Source organism: Halalkalibacter sp. HAAS-P014, assembly GCF_056619965.1.
The window spans coordinates 18,492-36,242 of record NZ_JBWQTV010000008.1 but is presented as its reverse complement, the minus strand read 5'-3'; the positions used below and the strand labels follow the sequence as shown (position 1 = coordinate 36,242).

20 protein-coding genes are annotated in these 17,751 nt (G+C 40.3%); 19 read left to right on the top strand and 1 reads right to left on the bottom strand.

All coding sequences use genetic code 11. The features are described from left to right. The 14 genes from hisG to AC1FXZ_RS07455 all read left to right on the top strand — a co-directional run bounded on the left by hisG (position 1) and on the right by AC1FXZ_RS07455 (position 11,442). Positions 1–633 carry an ATP phosphoribosyltransferase gene (gene hisG, locus AC1FXZ_RS07520; protein ID WP_480052178.1) on the top strand — a complete coding sequence of 211 codons (633 nt, stop codon included), beginning with the start codon at positions 1–3 and terminating at the stop codon, positions 631–633. A 1-nt stretch (position 634) separates the two neighbouring features. After that, on the top strand, positions 635–1,906 hold the full coding sequence (gene hisD, locus AC1FXZ_RS07515; RefSeq protein WP_480052176.1) for a histidinol dehydrogenase: 1,272 nt from the start codon (positions 635–637) through the stop codon (positions 1,904–1,906). Then, positions 1,907–2,497 carry an imidazoleglycerol-phosphate dehydratase HisB gene (gene hisB, locus AC1FXZ_RS07510; RefSeq protein ID WP_480052174.1) on the top strand — a complete coding sequence of 197 codons (591 nt, stop codon included), beginning with the start codon at positions 1,907–1,909 and terminating at the stop codon, positions 2,495–2,497. A 1-nt stretch (position 2,498) separates the two neighbouring features. Beyond that, positions 2,499–3,143 carry an imidazole glycerol phosphate synthase subunit HisH gene (gene hisH, locus AC1FXZ_RS07505; protein WP_480052172.1) on the top strand — a complete coding sequence of 215 codons (645 nt, stop codon included), beginning with the start codon at positions 2,499–2,501 and terminating at the stop codon, positions 3,141–3,143. Further along, positions 3,136–3,870, top strand: a complete 735-nt coding sequence (gene hisA, locus AC1FXZ_RS07500) for a 1-(5-phosphoribosyl)-5-[(5-phosphoribosylamino)methylideneamino]imidazole-4-carboxamide isomerase (RefSeq protein WP_480052170.1) — start codon at positions 3,136–3,138, stop codon at positions 3,868–3,870. Before hisH ends, hisA begins: the two co-directional genes overlap by 8 nt. Position 3,871: 1 nt before the next feature. Beyond that, positions 3,872–4,630 carry an imidazole glycerol phosphate synthase subunit HisF gene (gene hisF, locus AC1FXZ_RS07495; RefSeq protein ID WP_480052168.1) on the top strand — a complete coding sequence of 253 codons (759 nt, stop codon included), beginning with the start codon at positions 3,872–3,874 and terminating at the stop codon, positions 4,628–4,630. Beyond that, positions 4,627–5,253, top strand: coding sequence for a bifunctional phosphoribosyl-AMP cyclohydrolase/phosphoribosyl-ATP diphosphatase HisIE (hisIE, locus tag AC1FXZ_RS07490; protein ID WP_480052166.1), 627 nt, complete (start codon positions 4,627–4,629; stop codon positions 5,251–5,253). Before hisF ends, hisIE begins: the two co-directional genes overlap by 4 nt. A 118-nt stretch (positions 5,254–5,371) precedes the next feature. Beyond that, positions 5,372–6,421 carry a tetratricopeptide repeat protein gene (locus AC1FXZ_RS07485; protein WP_480052164.1) on the top strand — a complete coding sequence of 350 codons (1,050 nt, stop codon included), beginning with the start codon at positions 5,372–5,374 and terminating at the stop codon, positions 6,419–6,421. 53 nt (positions 6,422–6,474) lie between these two features. Beyond that, positions 6,475–7,461: a thioredoxin-disulfide reductase gene (trxB, locus tag AC1FXZ_RS07480; protein ID WP_480052162.1), complete on the top strand. Its 987-nt coding sequence runs from the start codon at positions 6,475–6,477 to the stop codon at positions 7,459–7,461. A 346-nt stretch (positions 7,462–7,807) separates the two neighbouring features. Then, a complete protein-coding gene (locus tag AC1FXZ_RS07475) occupies positions 7,808–8,269 on the top strand; it encodes an NUDIX hydrolase (RefSeq protein WP_480052160.1) in 462 nt (153 codons plus the stop codon). 15 nt (positions 8,270–8,284) lie between these two features. Next, positions 8,285–9,184 (top strand): RNase adapter RapZ, encoded by a 900-nt coding sequence (gene rapZ, locus AC1FXZ_RS07470; RefSeq protein WP_480052158.1) that lies wholly within the window; start codon positions 8,285–8,287, stop codon positions 9,182–9,184. Beyond that, positions 9,184–10,131: a gluconeogenesis factor YvcK family protein gene (locus AC1FXZ_RS07465; protein ID WP_480052156.1), complete on the top strand. Its 948-nt coding sequence runs from the start codon at positions 9,184–9,186 to the stop codon at positions 10,129–10,131. The genes rapZ and AC1FXZ_RS07465 overlap by 1 nt, the downstream gene beginning before the upstream one ends. 79 nt (positions 10,132–10,210) lie before the next feature. Beyond that, positions 10,211–11,167: a DNA-binding protein WhiA gene (whiA, locus tag AC1FXZ_RS07460; RefSeq protein ID WP_480052154.1), complete on the top strand. Its 957-nt coding sequence runs from the start codon at positions 10,211–10,213 to the stop codon at positions 11,165–11,167. A gap of 20 nt (positions 11,168–11,187) precedes the next feature. After that, positions 11,188–11,442: an HPr family phosphocarrier protein gene (locus AC1FXZ_RS07455; protein ID WP_480052152.1), complete on the top strand. Its 255-nt coding sequence runs from the start codon at positions 11,188–11,190 to the stop codon at positions 11,440–11,442. Between the two features lie 148 nt (positions 11,443–11,590). On the opposite strand, the gene clpP is transcribed toward AC1FXZ_RS07455, so the two are convergent. Then, a complete protein-coding gene (clpP, locus tag AC1FXZ_RS07450) occupies positions 11,591–12,175 on the bottom strand; it encodes an ATP-dependent Clp endopeptidase proteolytic subunit ClpP (RefSeq protein WP_480052150.1) in 585 nt (194 codons plus the stop codon). A 409-nt stretch (positions 12,176–12,584) separates the two neighbouring features. Between clpP and rpoN the strand changes: the two genes are divergently transcribed. The 5 genes from rpoN to AC1FXZ_RS07425 all read left to right on the top strand — a co-directional run bounded on the left by rpoN (position 12,585) and on the right by AC1FXZ_RS07425 (position 17,749). Next, positions 12,585–13,895, top strand: a complete 1,311-nt coding sequence (gene rpoN / locus AC1FXZ_RS07445) for an RNA polymerase factor sigma-54 (protein WP_480052148.1) — start codon at positions 12,585–12,587, stop codon at positions 13,893–13,895. Positions 13,896–14,001: 106 nt separating this feature from the next. Then, the gene (locus AC1FXZ_RS07440; RefSeq protein WP_480052146.1) at positions 14,002–14,253 is read left to right on the top strand and encodes a glutaredoxin family protein; all 252 of its coding nucleotides are present in this window, start codon (positions 14,002–14,004) and stop codon (positions 14,251–14,253) included. A gap of 131 nt (positions 14,254–14,384) precedes the next feature. Further along, positions 14,385–15,407, top strand: coding sequence for a sugar-binding transcriptional regulator (locus AC1FXZ_RS07435; RefSeq protein ID WP_480052144.1), 1,023 nt, complete (start codon positions 14,385–14,387; stop codon positions 15,405–15,407). A gap of 59 nt (positions 15,408–15,466) precedes the next feature. Beyond that, positions 15,467–16,474, top strand: a complete 1,008-nt coding sequence (gap, locus tag AC1FXZ_RS07430; RefSeq protein ID WP_480052142.1) for a type I glyceraldehyde-3-phosphate dehydrogenase — start codon at positions 15,467–15,469, stop codon at positions 16,472–16,474. Positions 16,475–16,564: 90 nt separating this feature from the next. Further along, complete coding sequence (locus AC1FXZ_RS07425) at positions 16,565–17,749, top strand: phosphoglycerate kinase (RefSeq protein WP_480052140.1); 1,185 nt, start codon at positions 16,565–16,567, stop codon at positions 17,747–17,749. Positions 17,750–17,751: the final 2 nt, after the last annotated feature.

The window sequence follows — 17,751 nt, the reverse complement described above, 5'->3', positions numbered from 1 at the left end:
ATGAATGATTGGTTAACGGTCGCGATGCCGAAAGGGAGAATTTTTGAAGAAGCATTGGTGTTATTACGCAAAGCGGGCTATAACTTGCCTGCGGAGTTTGACGATTCTCGTAAGTTGATCATTGATGTACCAGAAGAGAAGATGCGCTTTATTCTTGCAAAGCCAATGGATGTACCGACATATGTTGAGCACGGTGTTGCAGATGTAGGAGTTGCTGGAAAAGATACGATGATTGAAGAAGAACGCGTCGTCTATGAAGTTCTTGACCTGAAAATCAGTGAGTGCTACTTGGCAGTTGCTGGACTTCCCGGTTATGAGAAAAAAGACATCAATCCAAAAGTAGCCTCAAAGTATCCAAATCTTGCTACACAATATTTTAAAGAGCAAGGTGAACAAGTTGAAATCATTAAGTTGAACGGTTCGATTGAGTTAGCACCGTTGATTGGTCTAGCTGATCGCATCGTCGACATTGTTTCAACGGGACGTACGTTAAAAGAAAATGGCTTGGTTGAGCTCGAAACGATTGTACCGATTACATCACGACTAATCGTCAATCCAGTCAGCTATCGTATGCAAGATGAACGCATTGATCAAATGGTTGAGCGCTTGTCTCAAGTGATTGAGGAGGATTAGGATGAAAATCGTTAAAGTTGGAGCGAATGTAAGCATTGCTCGTGATATAGATACAGGGACCGAGTCGCAACGTGAGACGGTAGAGTCGATCATTAGTCAAGTGAGAGAACAAGGCGACCAGGCAGTCTTGGAACTGACAAAAAAATTTGATGGAGCCGAGCTTTCTAATTTACGAGTGACAGAAGAGGAGCTTGAAGGAGCGTACGCACAGATTGACGCTTCTCTCATTTCAGCTCTCCAAGAAGCGATTGAAAATATAAAAGATTACCATGAGCGTCAAAAGCGCCAATCATGGATGACGACAAAAGAAGATGGAACGATTCTTGGACAAAAAATTACGGCACTTGATTCAGTGGGTGTGTATGTACCTGGTGGTAAAGCGGCTTATCCTTCTTCGATCATGATGAATGTGATCCCGGCACAAGTAGCAGGAGTCGAACGAATTGTGATGGTATCACCAGCTGGTGCCGATGGACAGTTGCCAGCAAGTGTTCTGGTAACAGCAAAAGAACTAGGCGTCAAGGAAATTTATAAAGTTGGTGGCGCGCAAGCTGTTGCTGCACTCGCTTATGGTACAGAATCGATTCCGGCTGTTGATAAAATTACAGGACCAGGAAACATTTACGTTGCCTTAGCCAAACGAGCTGTATTTGGAAAAGTCGATATTGATATGATCGCAGGACCAAGTGAAATTGTCGTTCTTGCTGATGAGTCGGCAAACCCTCGTTACATAGCTGCCGATCTATTATCACAAGCAGAACATGATGAGCAAGCTTCCGCTGTTTTAGTAACGACTTCACAAGAACTTGCAGAATCAGTAGCAAAAGAAGTGCAAGACCAATTAACGACATTGCCGAAGCGTGACATCGCTGGGGCATCGATTCGTGATTACGGAGCGATTTATATTGCCCGAGACTTGGTCGAAGCAATCGATGTTGTCAACCAACTTGCGCCGGAACACCTAGAAGTATTAACTGAAGAACCGATGAATCTGATCGGGAAAATCCGCCACGCTGGTGCCATTTTTATCGGACCATATAGCTCTGAGCCAGTCGGTGATTATTTTGCAGGACCGAACCATGTGTTACCGACAAACGGAACGGCACGGTTTTCAAGTCCGTTGAATGTTGATGATTTCACAAAAAAATCAAGCATCATTTCATACAGCAAGCAAGCAATCGCTGAAAATGGACGAAAGATTGCAGCACTAGCACGGTTAGAAGGTTTAGAAGCACATGCAAGAGCAATTGATATTAGGTTGGAGGAGAAATAGATGACAGAACGTCGCGCACAAATTGAACGTAATACAGGCGAAACACAAATAAAACTCGATTTTACGGTTGATGGCGAAGGGAAATCAAAGTTAGAGACGGGTGTCCCATTTCTAACGCATATGCTTGACCTTTTTACAAAACATGGTCTTTTTAATTTAACGGTCGATGCAAAAGGGGATACGGAAGTAGATGATCACCATACAACAGAAGATATCGGGATTTGTCTTGGGCATGTGTTGAAGGAAGCAATAGGTGATAAAAAAGGAATTCGTCGCTACGGAAATGCGTTTGTGCCAATGGATGAGACGCTTGCTCAAGTTGTTGTCGATCTCAGCAACAGACCACACCTTGAGTTCCGTGCAGAATTCCCAAGTCAAAAAGTCGGGACGTTTGACGTTGAACTAGTTCATGAGTTTATGTGGAAGCTAGCTCTTGAAGCACGAATGAATTTACATATCATCGTTCATTATGGCCATAACACGCATCATATAATTGAAGCGATCTTTAAGGCGTTTGCGCGTGCATTAGATGAAGCGACTAGTATTGATGAGCGGGTTAAAGGAGTCCCGTCAACGAAGGGAATGTTGTAGGATGATCGGCATTGTTGATTATGGGATGGGAAACTTGCATAGTGTTAGCAAGGCGCTTGAGCGTTTAGAGCTAGACTATGTAGTAACAGATGATATTGAACAGTTGAAAAAAACGGACGGATTGCTATTACCGGGAGTTGGGGCTTTCCCGGATGCAATGAAAACGTTGAATAAAATGGGATTAACAGAGTTTCTAAAAGACTGGGCAAAGTCAAAAAAACCGTTGCTCGGCATTTGTTTAGGAATGCAGCTTTTGTTTGACGAAAGCGATGAGCATGGTCATACAGAAGGATTAAAGCTACTTCCAGGAAGCGTAGAGCGTTTTGTCGGTCATACAGCGAATGGTGAAAGCTACAAAGTTCCTCATATGGGGTGGAATAAATTGACGTTTCACAAGCCAGAGCACATCCTTTTACAAGATGTTGAGGAAGGGCATGTTTACTTCGTGCACTCTTATGTAGTCAAACATAAGAATGATGATGTTTTACTAGCCTCATGTGAGTATGATGTTACCGTTCCGGCCGTTGTGGGACGTGACAATGTAATGGGAACACAATTTCATCCAGAAAAAAGCAGTCACGTGGGCATGTCAATCCTTCGTAACTTTGGAGAGCTAGTGACGCGAGGAGGAGAAAACCGTGAGTAATTTTGTTATTTACCCAGCAATTGATATGAGAGATGGCAAGTGTGTTCGTCTTGTGCAAGGAGATTATAACCAAGAGACCATTTACGGTGATTCTCCATTTGATATGGCGAAAGTATTTGCAGATAGTGGTGCAGAATGGATTCATATGGTCGATCTGGACGGTGCAAAAGCAAAAAAACGCGTGAATCATGAACATGTCCTTCGTGTCGCAAAAGAGCTGGATGCTAAGGTTCAAGTTGGTGGAGGTATCCGTACAGCTGAAGATGTGGCGTTTTATCTTGAGCAAGGAGTCGATCGTGTCATTTTAGGAAGTGTTGCTGTAAATAATCCTGAATTTACGAAGGAAATGCTTGCAACATACGGTGGAGAGAGAATTGCGATTGGCCTAGATGCCCGTGATGGATATGTTGCAACAGAAGGTTGGTTGGAAACTTCTTCAGTCAAAGCAGAGACATTGGCACTTGAACTTGCCCGTCACGGTGCTGAAGTGTTTATTTTTACCGATATTTCGCGTGATGGCATGCTTTCAGGTCCAAATACTGAAGCTATTTCTCAATTGGCAGAGGAAACAGGAAAGCAAGTAATCGCTTCAGGTGGAGTGAGCTCACTTGCAGATTTAACGGAGTTACGAGGCCGAGCAGACCGAGGCGTCAGTGGGGCAATCGTCGGGAAAGCCCTGTACACGAACCAGTTTACACTTGAAGAAGCGCTGCAAGGAGGGAAGTAAGATGCTGACAAAACGAATCGTTCCTTGTTTAGATGTAAAGGACGGCCGTGTTGTAAAAGGTGTGCAATTTGTTGATTTGCGCGATGCTGGAGATCCGGTTGAGCTCGCGGCTTTTTATGATGAGCAAGGGGCGGATGAGCTTGTGTTTCTTGATATCTCTGCTTCACATGAAGGACGGGAAACGATGGTTGAAGTTGTAGAAGAAGTAGCAGGGACACTGGCGATTCCGTTTACAGTAGGTGGGGGGATTAACTCTCTAGAAGACATGAAGCGTGTCCTACGTGCTGGGGCTGATAAAGTGTCGCTAAATACAGCTGCTGTTAAGCGTCCGGAACTGATTAAGGAAGGTGCTGACTTCTTTGGTTCGCAATGCATCGTCGTAGCGATTGATGCGAAATATGATGAAGAACTTGGTTCGTGGCGTATTTATACGCACGGTGGCCGTGAAGCAACAGATTGGGAAGTAACAGCATGGGCGAAGGAAGCTGTCAGGCTTGGTGCAGGGGAAATCTTGTTAACAAGTATGGACCAGGACGGTGCAAAAACTGGTTTTGACCTTGCGCTAACAAAGGCAGTAAATGATGCTGTAACTGTTCCTGTTATTGCATCCGGTGGTGCTGGAAAAAAAGAAGACTTTGCCGACGTATTTAATGAAGCACGAGCAGATGCAGCACTTGCAGCGTCGATTTTCCATTATAAAGAAACGTCGGTTGCAGAAGTGAAGGCATATTTAAAAGAAAAGGGTGTGACCGTACGATGAGCATCGATACAATCAAATATGACCAGAATGGACTTGTTCCAGCAATCGTTCAAGATGCAGCGAGTAAAGAAGTGTTAACACTTGCTTATATGAATAAGGAATCATTAGAAAAATCAATTGAAACGAGAGAAACGTGGTTTTATTCCCGTTCGCGTCAAGAGCTTTGGCATAAAGGAGCTACATCTGGGAACACGCAACAAATCGTTGATATGCGCTATGACTGTGATAGTGATGCACTTGTTGTACTCGTAGTGCCAGCAGGACCGGCCTGTCATACAGGTGCGTACAGCTGTTTTTCAGATTCGTTGTTAGGCGAAGAGAAACCACGAGTAAACGCGGATCGCTATGCTATTATAGATGAGTTAGAAAGAGTAATAGCTGAGCGAGAAGCTGAAATGCCAGAGGGAGCATATACAACGTACTTGTTTGATAAAGGCGTTGATAAGATCTTGAAAAAAGTCGGTGAAGAAGCAGGGGAAGTTATCATTGCTGCAAAAAACCGTGATCCGGAAGAGTTGAAGTGGGAAGTCGCAGATCTTTTTTACCATGTCCTAGTATTGTTACGTGAGCAAAAACTACCACTAGATGACATTCTCGCTGTTTTAGAGGAGAGACATAAATAAAAAGGGGTCAGACCCCTACCCCTGTGGGTAGAGGTTGACCTCTTTTTATCGTTCCCACAATAGAGAAAATAATGTATACTAAGTCTTATGATTGAGAAGCTGGAGGTAACGGTACTTCATGGATTTAACACCAAAAAATGAACGGGGAAAGCGAAAGGTCGTCCCCTTGTTTCAAACCGGCGATTATTTTTTTCATCGCGGAATTGAAGCTTATCGCAAGAATCATTTTCAACGGGCAATTAAACTGCTAGAAAGAGCGGTACAACTTACAGATACAGAACCAGTTTTCCATGTTCAATTGGCAGCGGTGCTTTCTGAAATCGGGGAATATGAACGGTCAAATGAAATTTTGCAAAACGTGTTAGACGAAAAAGACGATATAGCAGAATGTTACTTCTTTATGGCTAATAATTATGCGTATTTAGGATTATTTGAAAAAGCTGAGAAAATGGCGTTAAAGTATTTAGAAATAAGTCCTGATGAACGGTTTGCAGAAGATGCAAAGGATCTCTTACAATTGCTTCTTTTCGAACGAGAAGAAGAGGACTGGGACGATCTAGACGGAGAAGAAGATGAATTGATCGTTCAGTTTGAACGTGCGCGTTCTTTGTTAAGACAAGGAAACATACACTCTGCTATTCCTGTTTTGCAAACGATTATTAAGGAGCATCCAACCTATTGGGCAGCACATAATCAATTAGCTGAAGCCCTGTTTCGTTTAGGTGATGAGTCGGCTTTTGACATTTGTCAAAGTGTACTCGATAAGGATCCTGGTAATTTATTTACTTTATGTAACTTAGCTTTGTTTTACAGCAAAATTGGAGATGCTAAAAACGCTGAAGTTTTTATTAATTCATTGCGTCGAGTGTACCCAATAGATGAAGACCATTATATTAAAGTAGCTGAAACTCTTTGTACAGTTGGTGAATATCAATTGGCATATGATCGCTTGAAAGAATTGGATCGATGGCTACTAGAAGAGCGCCCGGAGTTGTTATATTGTTTTGGCGTGGCTAGTTATTATGTAACTAATCAGCAAAAGGGACTCTCGTTAATTAAACGTGCTGCAGAATTAGGATCCCAACAAGCGAAGGATGCTACATTAGATCGTAATACAGATGAAAAACAAAATCACATCATCCAATATGACATTTGGGTGACGAGATGAGCAAATAAATAGACAACAGTTGGTCTAATTCGCTACGATATCATTAGGAATAAATGCGACTAATAGTATTGTTTATTAGAAGGAGTGGACGTAAAATGACTGATGAAAAAATTTATGATGTTGTCATTGCAGGTGCAGGGCCAGCAGGAATGACTGCTGCTGTTTACACATCTCGTGCTGACCTGTCAACAATTATGATTGAACGTGGGATTCCAGGTGGGCAAATGGCAAATACAGAAGATGTAGAAAACTACCCTGGTTTTGATCACATTTTGGGACCTGAGCTATCAACAAAAATGTTCGAACACGCTAAAAAGTTTGGTGCTGAATATGGATACGGTGATATTAAAGAAATCGTAGATGAAGGCGACTTGAAACTTGTAAAGGCAGGGAGCAAAGAATACAAAGCTCGAGCTGTTATTGTGGCAACTGGTGCAGAGTACAAAAAGCTAGGGATTCCTGGTGAAAAGGAATTAAGTGGCCGAGGAGTATCGTACTGTGCTGTTTGTGATGGGGCCTTCTTTAAAGGAAAGGAACTTGTGGTTGTCGGTGGTGGTGACTCAGCAGTTGAGGAAGCTGTATACTTAACACGTTTTGCTTCAAAAGTTACAATTGTACACCGTCGCGAAGAACTTCGTGCGCAGAAAATTTTACAACAACGTGCTTTTGATAATGAAAAGATTGACTTCATCTGGAATCATACTGTTAAAGAGATCAATGATGAAAATGGCAAGGTAGGCAGTGTAACTCTTGTCAGCACGGAAAATGGAGAGGAGCAGCAGTTTAAAACTGATGGTGTATTTATTTATATCGGAATGCTACCTCTTAACGAAAGTGTAAAACATTTAGGAATAACGAATGAAGAGGGATATGTTGAAACAAATGAGGAGATGGAAACGAAGGTACCAGGTATTTTTGCAGCTGGCGATATTCGTGAAAAATCTCTTCGTCAAATCGTTACAGCAACTGGTGATGGTAGCTTAGCTGCACAAAATGTTCAGCACTACATTGAAAATCTAGCGGAGAAAACAAAAGCTTAAATGAATTTGCAATGGTTACGTATGCTATAAGATTAAGGCTAACGGGCAGCGCTGCGTCCTGCATCTTTCATGTGAAAAGCCTTTAGGTAACAGTGTATGCTGCGCTTGTCATTATTTTTGACATATAATGTTAATCTTGTTGTAACAGTGGTGAAATATAAAAAGGGTAATATATAGGTAAGTAATTGACCCCCTTTTTTATATACTTTGCACGGGCCACGTTGTCCGTGCCCTTTTTTTCGCTTTCAGGTTTGCCTCACTACATTTTTAAGTTCCCTAATTCTAGCAATTGTTAGACCATTCGATTAATTGTATAATAAGGTAATAGAACGTGAGGTGATAGCTGTTGCAGCGAATTACGAACTGTGTACTGACTAGAAATGATGAGACGTTATTATTGCAAAAACCAAGCCGTGGCTGGTGGGTTGCTCCTGGTGGGAAAATGGAACATGGAGAAACGATAAAAGAGTCGGCTGAGCGTGAATTCCGCGAAGAAACAGGATTAATTGTTGAAAATGCAGAATTACGAGCGGTTTTTACAATTGTTGTATTGGAGAATGATCAACCAATAGATGAGTGGATGATGTTTACATTCCAAGCAACGAGCTTTAAAGGAAAAATGTTTAACGAATCTCCTGAAGGAAAGCTTGAATGGAAGAACATTAAGGAAGTACCTCAGCTGCCGATGGCTTCGGGAGATAAGCATATGTTTGAACATGTTCTGCACCATAAAGGGGTCATGTACGGAACGTTTTACTATACAAAGGAGTATGATTTGGTATCGTATCGATTATCTCCATTAACATAGAGGGGGGAGAGAGGAATGAGTATCGAGCAGGAAGAAATTCAACTTGTAATTATCACAGGAATGTCTGGAGCAGGTAAGACCGTAGCGGTTCAAAGTTTTGAGGACCTTGGCTATTTTTGCGTCGATAATCTACCTCCGGCCCTGATTCCAAAATTCATAGAGCTTATTGAGGGCTCAAATGGAAAAATGAATAAAGTCGCACTAGTCATTGATTTACGTGGGCGCAAATTCTTTGATCATCTTTTTGAAGCGATTGATACAATCTCTCTCGCACCTAACTTGCATTTTAAATTGCAAATTCTTTTCTTAGATGCAAAAGATGCGAAACTTGTTCAACGCTATAAAGAGACGAGAAGGTCACATCCATTAGCGCCTAATGGGCTGCCACTTGAAGGGATACAGCTCGAACGTGAAATGCTCGAGGAGATGAAGGGCAGATCACAGCAAATTATTGATACAACTGAGATGAAGCCAATTCAATTAAGAGAGAAAATTATCCAAAGGTTCTCCTTAAATGAAAAACATCCCTTCTCTGTGAATGTGATGTCATTTGGTTTTAAATATGGCATGCCAATTGATGCAGATCTCGTTTTTGATGTACGCTTCTTACCGAATCCACATTATATTGATCATATGAGGCCGAAAACTGGGCTTGATGAAGAAGTATCTTCTTATGTTCTAAAGTGGGGAGAAACTCAGCAATTTATTGAAAAGTTAACGGATCTTCTGAAGTTTATGCTTCCACAATACAAGCGTGAAGGAAAGAGTCAGGTCGTAATAGGGATTGGCTGTACTGGTGGAAAGCACCGTTCGGTAACGCTTGCTGAACACTTTGGAGAAGCATTTGCTGATGAATATGTGTTACATGTTAGCCATCGCGACATTGATAAGGATAAAGGGAAGGCTACATTCTAGTGAGTAAGAAAAATGTGGTTGTGATTGGAGGAGGGACCGGCTTATCAGTCTTATTACGGGGACTAAAAACATTCCCGGTAGATATTTCTGCTATTGTAACAGTTGCTGACGATGGCGGCAGTTCCGGTCGACTTCGAAAAGAGCTAAACATTCCACCACCTGGAGATGTAAGAAATGTCTTGATTGCCTTGTCGGAAGTGGAACCACTTGTGGAGGAACTATTTCAACATCGCTTTTCAAATGGAAACGGCCTCTCAGGCCATTCGCTAGGTAATCTTCTTTTGGCAGGGATGACGTCTATTACGGGTGATTTCTCAAGAGGGATTACCGAATTGAGCAAAGTTTTAAATGTGCGAGGAAATGTGTACCCAGCGTCCAACTGTAGCATTGTTTTAAATGCTGAGATGGCTGATGGTAGCATTGTTACGGGTGAATCACTAATTCCACTTGAACGCAAACGGATCAAACGTGTTTTCTTAACACCTGATAATATTTCGCCACTTCAATCGAGCATTCGAGCCATTGAAGAAGCGGATATCATCGTGTTAGGGCCTGGAAGTTTATATACAAGTGTAATACCAAATTTACTTGTTCCTGGGGTTGTTGAGGCAATTGAACGGGCGCAAGCAAGAAAAGTTTATATTTGCAATGTTATGACCCAAAGTGGAGAAACTGATGATTATACAGCAGCGGATCATATACAAGCGATTATTGAACATTGTGGTTCAAAATTTGTTGATGAAATTATTGTTCATGGATCACCAGTGTCAAAAGAGGTACGTACGCGTTATGCAAAAGAAGGAGCAATTCCTGTAAAGATAGACGATGAACGGATTCAATCGCTTGGGGTTTCGATTATTCGTGATCATTTTGTAACTGAACGAGAAAATATGTTGCGTCATGATGCATTAAAAGTATCGAAGGCAATTTTACGAATAAACGAATAGAATTACTATACATGTAGAAGTTTGGTTGTCATACAAGTAACAAAATTAAAAAGCTACACGGCTGAAAGGAGTGAGGACCTTGTCCTTTGCAGCCAAAACGAAAAAAGAATTAACGCAATTTGAACAAGAGGACTGCTGTGCAACGGCAGAGCTTGCCGCATTGATTCGTATGAATGGATCTCTTTCGTTCAGTCAAATGAAACTAGGATTAGATGTCACAACAGAAAATGCTGCGATAGCAAGAAGAATTTACACGTTAATTAAAAGAGTTTACCCATCAATGTTTGTTGAGTTACTTGTTCGAAAAAAGATGAGACTGAAAAAGAACAATGTTTATCTAGTTCGCATGCAGCATGAGGCGAGAGAATTGTTAGAGCACTTAGGGATACTAGGAGAAGGTTTTGTCTTTCTTCGAACAATCTCTAATCGTTTAACAAAGTCTTCATGTTGTAAGCGAGCGTATCTGCGTGGCGCATTTTTGGCTGGGGGATCAATTAACCATCCAGAAACTTCCTCGTATCACTTAGAAATATTTTCTATCTATGAGGAACATAATGCTTCTTTATGTGAATTGATGAACGAATACCAATTAAATGCAAAAACTTTGGAACGAAAAAAAGGATTTATTACGTATATGAAAGAAAGTGAAAAGATCACGGAATTTCTTAACATCATTGGAGCACATCAAGCATTGCTTTATTTTGAAGATGTGCGAATTATGAAAGATATGCGTAATTCTGTAAACCGTCTTGTTAACTGTGAGACCGCTAACTTAAATAAAACGGTTGGAGCTGCTTTGAGACAAGTAGAGAATATTCGCTTTGTAGATCGTACGATTGGACTCGACCAACTACCTCCGAAATTAAGAGAAATTGCTGAACTTCGAGTAAACCATCAAGATGTTACATTGAAAGAGCTTGGCGAGATGATTGAAGGTGGAACCGTTAGTAAGTCCGGAGTGAATCATCGCTTACGAAAAATAGATCAAATCGCAGAGAAGTTACGAAACGGACAATATATTCAAACAGAAAAATAAACTATAAGGAGAGACAAAACATGATTAAGAAAGAAGTTACAGTCAAAAGAAAAACAGGATTACAAGCTAGACCAGCTGCATTGTTTGTACAAGAAGCGAATCGTTTTTCAGCAGAGGTATTCATCGAGAAGGATGGAAAGAAAGTAAATGCTAAAAGTATTATGGGACTTATGAGTTTGGCTATGGGCCATGGTGCGACATTTACTCTTATTACAGACGGTCAAGATGAAAACGAAGCCCTAGAAACGTTAAGCACATTTATTGAAACAGAATAAAGAACAAGACACCGCCATACCACTGACAGGTACCGGTGTCTTTTAGATTTAAAATGAACGATGATAGATAAAAATAGAGGATAAGGTCGCTGACCCTATCCTCTGCTCTTGGGAAGAACTACTCTATAGTTCCTCTTTTTACATGTAATTATTTTGAAGCAGGAATGACTTTATCGATCAAACCATATTCTTGAGCTTTCGCTGCGATCATGAAATTATCACGATCTGTATCACGCTCAATTACTTCAAGAGGTTGCCCAGTACGTTCAGCTAAGATTTTATTTAAGCTTTCACGCATTTCAATGATACGCTTAGCATGAATTTGAATATCAGATGCTTGACCTTGTGTTCCACCAAGTGGTTGGTGAATCATAACTTCGCTGTTTGGAAGGGCAAAACGTTTCCCTTTTTCACCAGCTGCAAGCAAGAAAGCCCCCATTGATGCTGCCATACCGATACAAATTGTTGAAACCTTTGGCTTTATATACTGCATTGTGTCATAGATGGCCATACCAGCAGTGATTGAACCACCAGGACTGTTAATATAAATAGAGATATCTTTCTCAGGGTCTTCTGCTTGTAAGAAAAGTAGTTGCGCAACAATTGAGTTTGCGACATTATCATCAATAGCGCTACCTAACATAATAATACGGTCTTTTAAAAGTCTTGAATAAATGTCATATGCACGTTCGCCTCTGTTTGTTTGCTCAATAACTGTAGGGATTAAATTCATTTAAAAACTCCTCCTTTTAGATTTGTGAACAATAGGCGTTCACTGAGTGTTTTATTATGTACATCATACCGAAATGGTCAAAGAAGGTCAAATAAAAACACTTCATTACCTAACCAAGTCAGCTAGCTGAAAGAAACGCTAAAAATTTAGCGTATGAGGTATAGCGAAGATCTCGCAAAAACTCTCATAATAGATACTATTCCATACCAAGGCAATTAAACCCTTCTTTCATAATAACCGTTTTTAAATAATCTAAACGATATTCTGCAATCATTACCATAGTTTTGTAGAACTAGATCATTTATAATGGGTTTAGGAATGAAATTTACTATTCGTTGCATAAGTATAGGAAAACGCTTTCAAAACTTTCGATAAAGCGATCTTATTAAATTGAAGGGAGGGACTGAATGTGCAGTTTGGTTTATTCCAACAGCAGACACAAAACTTAGTAATGACGCAGGAGTTACGTCAGGCGATTCATCTATTGCAATATACTGCTGCTGAACTAACTTCCTTTATACAAGAACAAGCACTGGAGAATCCATTATTGGATGTAGGGGAAACGCATAGATTCGAAGAACCAATCTATTCGTCTTTTACACAAGCTTCAGAAGATCAAGCCTCTCCCATTGATTACGCACATATCGATCGAACGTCTTTAAGTGATCATTTACTATTGCAATTACAAGAGTTAAATCTACAAGAAAAGCAAAAAAAACAACTAACGTATATGATCTATAGCTTACGAGAGGACGGATATGTGTCTAGACCTTTTGTGGAAATATGCGAAGAGTTAGATATTAGCCTACAAGAGGGCGAAGCGCTATTAGAGCTGTTACAAGGGTTTGAACCAGCTGGAGTAGGTGCACGTAATTTGCAAGAATGTTTATTACTACAATTGGAACGCATGGACGATCCTAATTATTTAGCCGAGCAAGTTGTATCACTTCATATGGAGGCATTTGCCAAAAGAAAATGGAAGGAACTATCTAAAGAACTACAAGTAACTTTAGCTGAGCTTCAAGAAGTGAATGACTTAATTCAAACACTCGATCCACGACCAGGTACGCAATATGTTTCTGAACCGGTGCAATTCGTCCAGCCAGAAATTCGAATTGTTCCGTTTGAAGGGGATCTGCTTGTTCATTTAGAAGACGATTTGATTCCTAATGTAGGGCTAAATCATCATTATGAAAAGTTGCTTTTAAATGATCAAGACGATGAAGCAAATCGCTATGTAAAGCAAAAGATTCAACAAGTACAATGGCTGGCTAAGAGCATCCAACAAAGAAAACAGACGATTTTAAAAGTCGGTGAAGCAATTGCCAAACACCAAAAAGATTATCTCTTAAATAAAAATGGAAAACTTAAACCTCTTACTTTAAAAGAAGTTGCCGAAGAGATTGATGTTCATGAATCAACGGTAAGTAGAGCAACGACAAATAAATATGCTGATACGCCTCGTGGGATGATTGAACTTAAATCATTGTTTTCTTCAGCTATACAAAGTGGGAATGGTGAATCAACATCAAGTCGTTCGATAAAAGAATTATTAAAAGAAGCTGTTGCAGAAGAAAATAAACAAAAACCATTGTCAGATGCGAAAATTGTTAATTGGCTCCAACAAGAACATGATATCACTGTTTCTCGAAGAGCGATTGCCAAATATAGAGATGAATTAGGAATTCCTTCGTCTAGTAAACGAAAAAGATTCGAATAATAGTAGGATAAAATGTGGATACAATATAAAATGTTACTGTATTGGTTTCCACTTTTATCCTTTACATAAAAGAGCTTGTTTCTAAAGTGAGGTAGGACTGATAAAAATGATAGATGTAACGGTAATGTCAAAGGTCGATTGTCCACTATGTGACAAAGCAATCGAAATAATAAAGCCTTTAGCTAAAGAATTTGGATTTGAGATGCAGATTGTTGATATTTATAAAGATGATCAATTGCTTGAAAAGTACCAAATTATGATTCCGGTTATTTTGGTCAATGGAGAAGAAGTAGATTATGGCCAAATTTCGAAAGATAAGATAAGAAAACGTTTACTTGAGATAAATAGGCAAATATAACTTGTGAATGGCCTCTATCCTTGGTAATATATACATGTAATGAGGATTTTGGTCTTTTTTTTATTCTCATCGGGACGTGAAAAGTCTATCCGGGACTGTAATTGTCCAACAAAGAATAAGGAGTTTGACTTATGAATCCAATATTAAATATTCAAAAGAAATTATTACCAGATGTGTTAGAAGTGATGATAAAGCGCTACAGAATCCTTCACTACATCAAATTAATGCAACCGATTGGTCGGCGTAGTTTAGCTTCTAATTTGCAACTTTCCGAGAGAGTTTTAAGAGGTGAAGTGACTTTCTTAAAAGATCAAGGACTCGTTCATTTTGCTTCATCTGGAATGAGCATTACGGATGAAGGAGAGCAGTTATTTGAACAGCTAGAAGTAGTAATGAAAGAATTGCTTGGGCTTCGCGAGTTAGAAACACAGTTAGAAAAAACACTCGGTGTAAAACAAGTGATCGTCGTTGCTGGAAACAGTGACCAAGATGAATGGGTAAAGCGTGAAATGGGCCGTGCTTGTATTAGCACACTAAAAGCGAAGGTTCAGCCTAAAGATGTCGTCGCTGTAATGGGTGGTACGACACTTGCAGCAGTAGCAGAAATGATGCAGCCAGACTCGAGAACGAAAGAAGTAGTATTTGTTCCAGCACGAGGTGGTTTAGGTGAGCAAGTGGAAAACCAGGCCAATACAATTAGTGCTGAGCTTGCGAGTCGAGCTGGAGCACAATATCGCTTATTGCATGTACCAGATCAAATTAGTGAAGAAGCATACTCATCCCTAGTATTAGAACCATCTGTAAAGGACATCCTAAATTTGATTAAATCAGCTTGTACTGTCATTCACGGAATTGGAGATGCAAAAATGATGGCTCTCCGGCGTGATTCGGTGAATACGTTTATTGACAAGCTTAATCGGGAAGATGCTGTAGCAGAAGCGTTTGGTTACTATTTCAATCGGAGTGGAGATCCAATCCACAAGCAAAGAACCATTGGATTACAACTTGATGACCTTGGGGAAGATAAGTATGTCATTTCTGTAGCTGGTGGAGCTTCGAAGGCAGAAGCAATTGCTGCCTATATGAAGTATCAACCAAGTGATGTATTGATCACTGATGAAGCTGCTGCTGAGTCATTGTTGAAAATTAAGTAGATAAAAGGGCATTGCTCTTTTAGATAAATTCTTTTTAAGTTACTAGGAGGAGATTTAACATGGCAACAAAGATTGGAATTAACGGTTTTGGACGTATTGGACGTATTGTATTTCGTGCAGCTTTAGACAACCCGAATGTAGAGGTTGTTGCAATAAATGACTTAACAGATGCAAATATGCTTGCGCATTTGCTTAAATATGACTCAGTTCACGGAAAGTTGGATGCAGAAGTATCTGTGAATGGTGAATCACTTGTTGTTAACGGACAAGAAATTAACATTACAGCAGAGCGTGATCCAGCGAACCTTGATTGGGGTAACCGTGGAGTAGAAGTAGTTGTAGAATCAACTGGTTTCTTCACAAAGCGTGCAGATGCTGCAAAACATATTGAGGCAGGTGCGAAGAAAGTTATTATCTCTGCTCCGGCTTCTGATGAAGATATTACAATTGTAATGGGTGTTAACGAAGATAAGTATGATGCTGCAAACCACCATGTTATTTCGAACGCATCTTGTACAACAAACTGTCTTGCACCTTTTGCAAAAGTATTAAATGACAACTTTGGTATTAAGCGCGGTATGATGACAACAGTTCACTCGTACACAAATGACCAACAAATCCTTGATCTTCCACACAAGGACTACCGTCGTGCTCGTGCAGCTGCTGAAAACATCATTCCAACAACTACAGGTGCTGCAAAAGCTGTTGCTCTTGTATTACCTGAACTTAAAGGTAAATTAAATGGTGGGGCAATGCGTGTTCCAACACCTAACGTATCTTTAGTTGACTTAGTGGCAGAATTAGATAAAGATGTTACAGCTGAAGAAGTAAATAATAAACTTCGTGAAGCTGCTGAAGGACCGTTAAAAGGTATTCTTAACTATAGCGAAGAACCACTAGTTTCTGGAGATTATAACGGCAACCCACATTCTTCATCAATTGATGCTCTTTCAACAATGGTAATGGAAGGCAACATGGTAAAAGTGATCTCTTGGTATGACAATGAGACTGGTTATTCTCACCGTGTTGTAGATCTTGTTGATTACATCGCTAAACAAGGACTATAATAGGTAAGAGTTGGTGGAGGAGGAAGATGGTAGCAATCTCCTCCTCTTTCCACTGTAAAATAACAGCGTATAGGAGGCCTCTGCAAAGAAATGAACAAACAAACGATTCGTGATGTTGATCTAAAAGGGAAAAAGGTTTTTTGTCGCGTTGATTTTAACGTGCCGATGAAAGATGGGCAAGTAACAGACGAAACGCGCATTCGTGCAGCAATTCCAACAATTCAAGCACTTACAGAACAAGGTGCAAAAGTCATCCTGGCTTCTCATCTTGGACGACCAAAAGGAGAAGTGGTGGAAGAACTACGCCTAACACCAGTTGCAACTCGTCTAAGTGAGTTACTTGGTAAAGAGGTTAGGAAAGTAGACGAAGCTCACGGTCCACAAGCTGAAGAAGCTGCAAATGCACTTTCTGAAGGTGATGTACTTCTACTTGAAAACGTTCGCTTCTATCCTGGTGAAGAAAAAAATGATCCAGAGTTAGCAAAAGCGTTTGCTGCTTTAGCAGATGTCTACGTGAACGATGCATTTGGCGCTGCTCACCGTGCACATGCTTCCACAGAAGGGATTGCGCATCACTTACCTGCTGTAGCTGGCCTTTTAATGGAAAAGGAGCTAGATGTGTTAGGGAAGGCATTATCGAATCCTGAGCGTCCATTTACTGCCGTTATTGGTGGAGCTAAGGTTAAAGATAAAATTGGTGTAATCGATAATCTGTTAGACAAAGTTGATAACTTGATCATTGGTGGAGGACTTGCTTATACATTTGTAAAAGCACAGGGCCATGAAATCGGCAAATCACTTCTTGAGGAAGATAAGATTGATCTTGCAAAGCAATTTATGGAAAAAGCAAAAGCAAACAACGTAAACCTCTTACTCCCAATAGATGGAGTCGTTGCTGACGAGTTTTCAAATGACGCCAATACTAAAGTTGTTGATATTGATTCCATACCTTCTGATTGGGAAGCATTAGATATTGGACCGAAAACGATTGATACATATCGTAAAGTAATTAGTGAATCAAAGCTTGTAATATGGAATGGGCCAATGGGTGTATTTGAACTAGAAGCATTCTCAAAGGGAACTAGAGGTGTTGGAGAAGCACTTGCTGATAGTCAAGATACGTATTCGGTTATCGGTGGAGGAGATTCAGCTGCAGCTGTTGAAAAATTCGGACTTGCCGATAAAATGAGTCATATCTCCACTGGTGGAGGAGCGTCACTTGAATTCATGGAAGGAAAAGAACTTCCAGGATTAGTTGCACTAAATGACAAATAAGG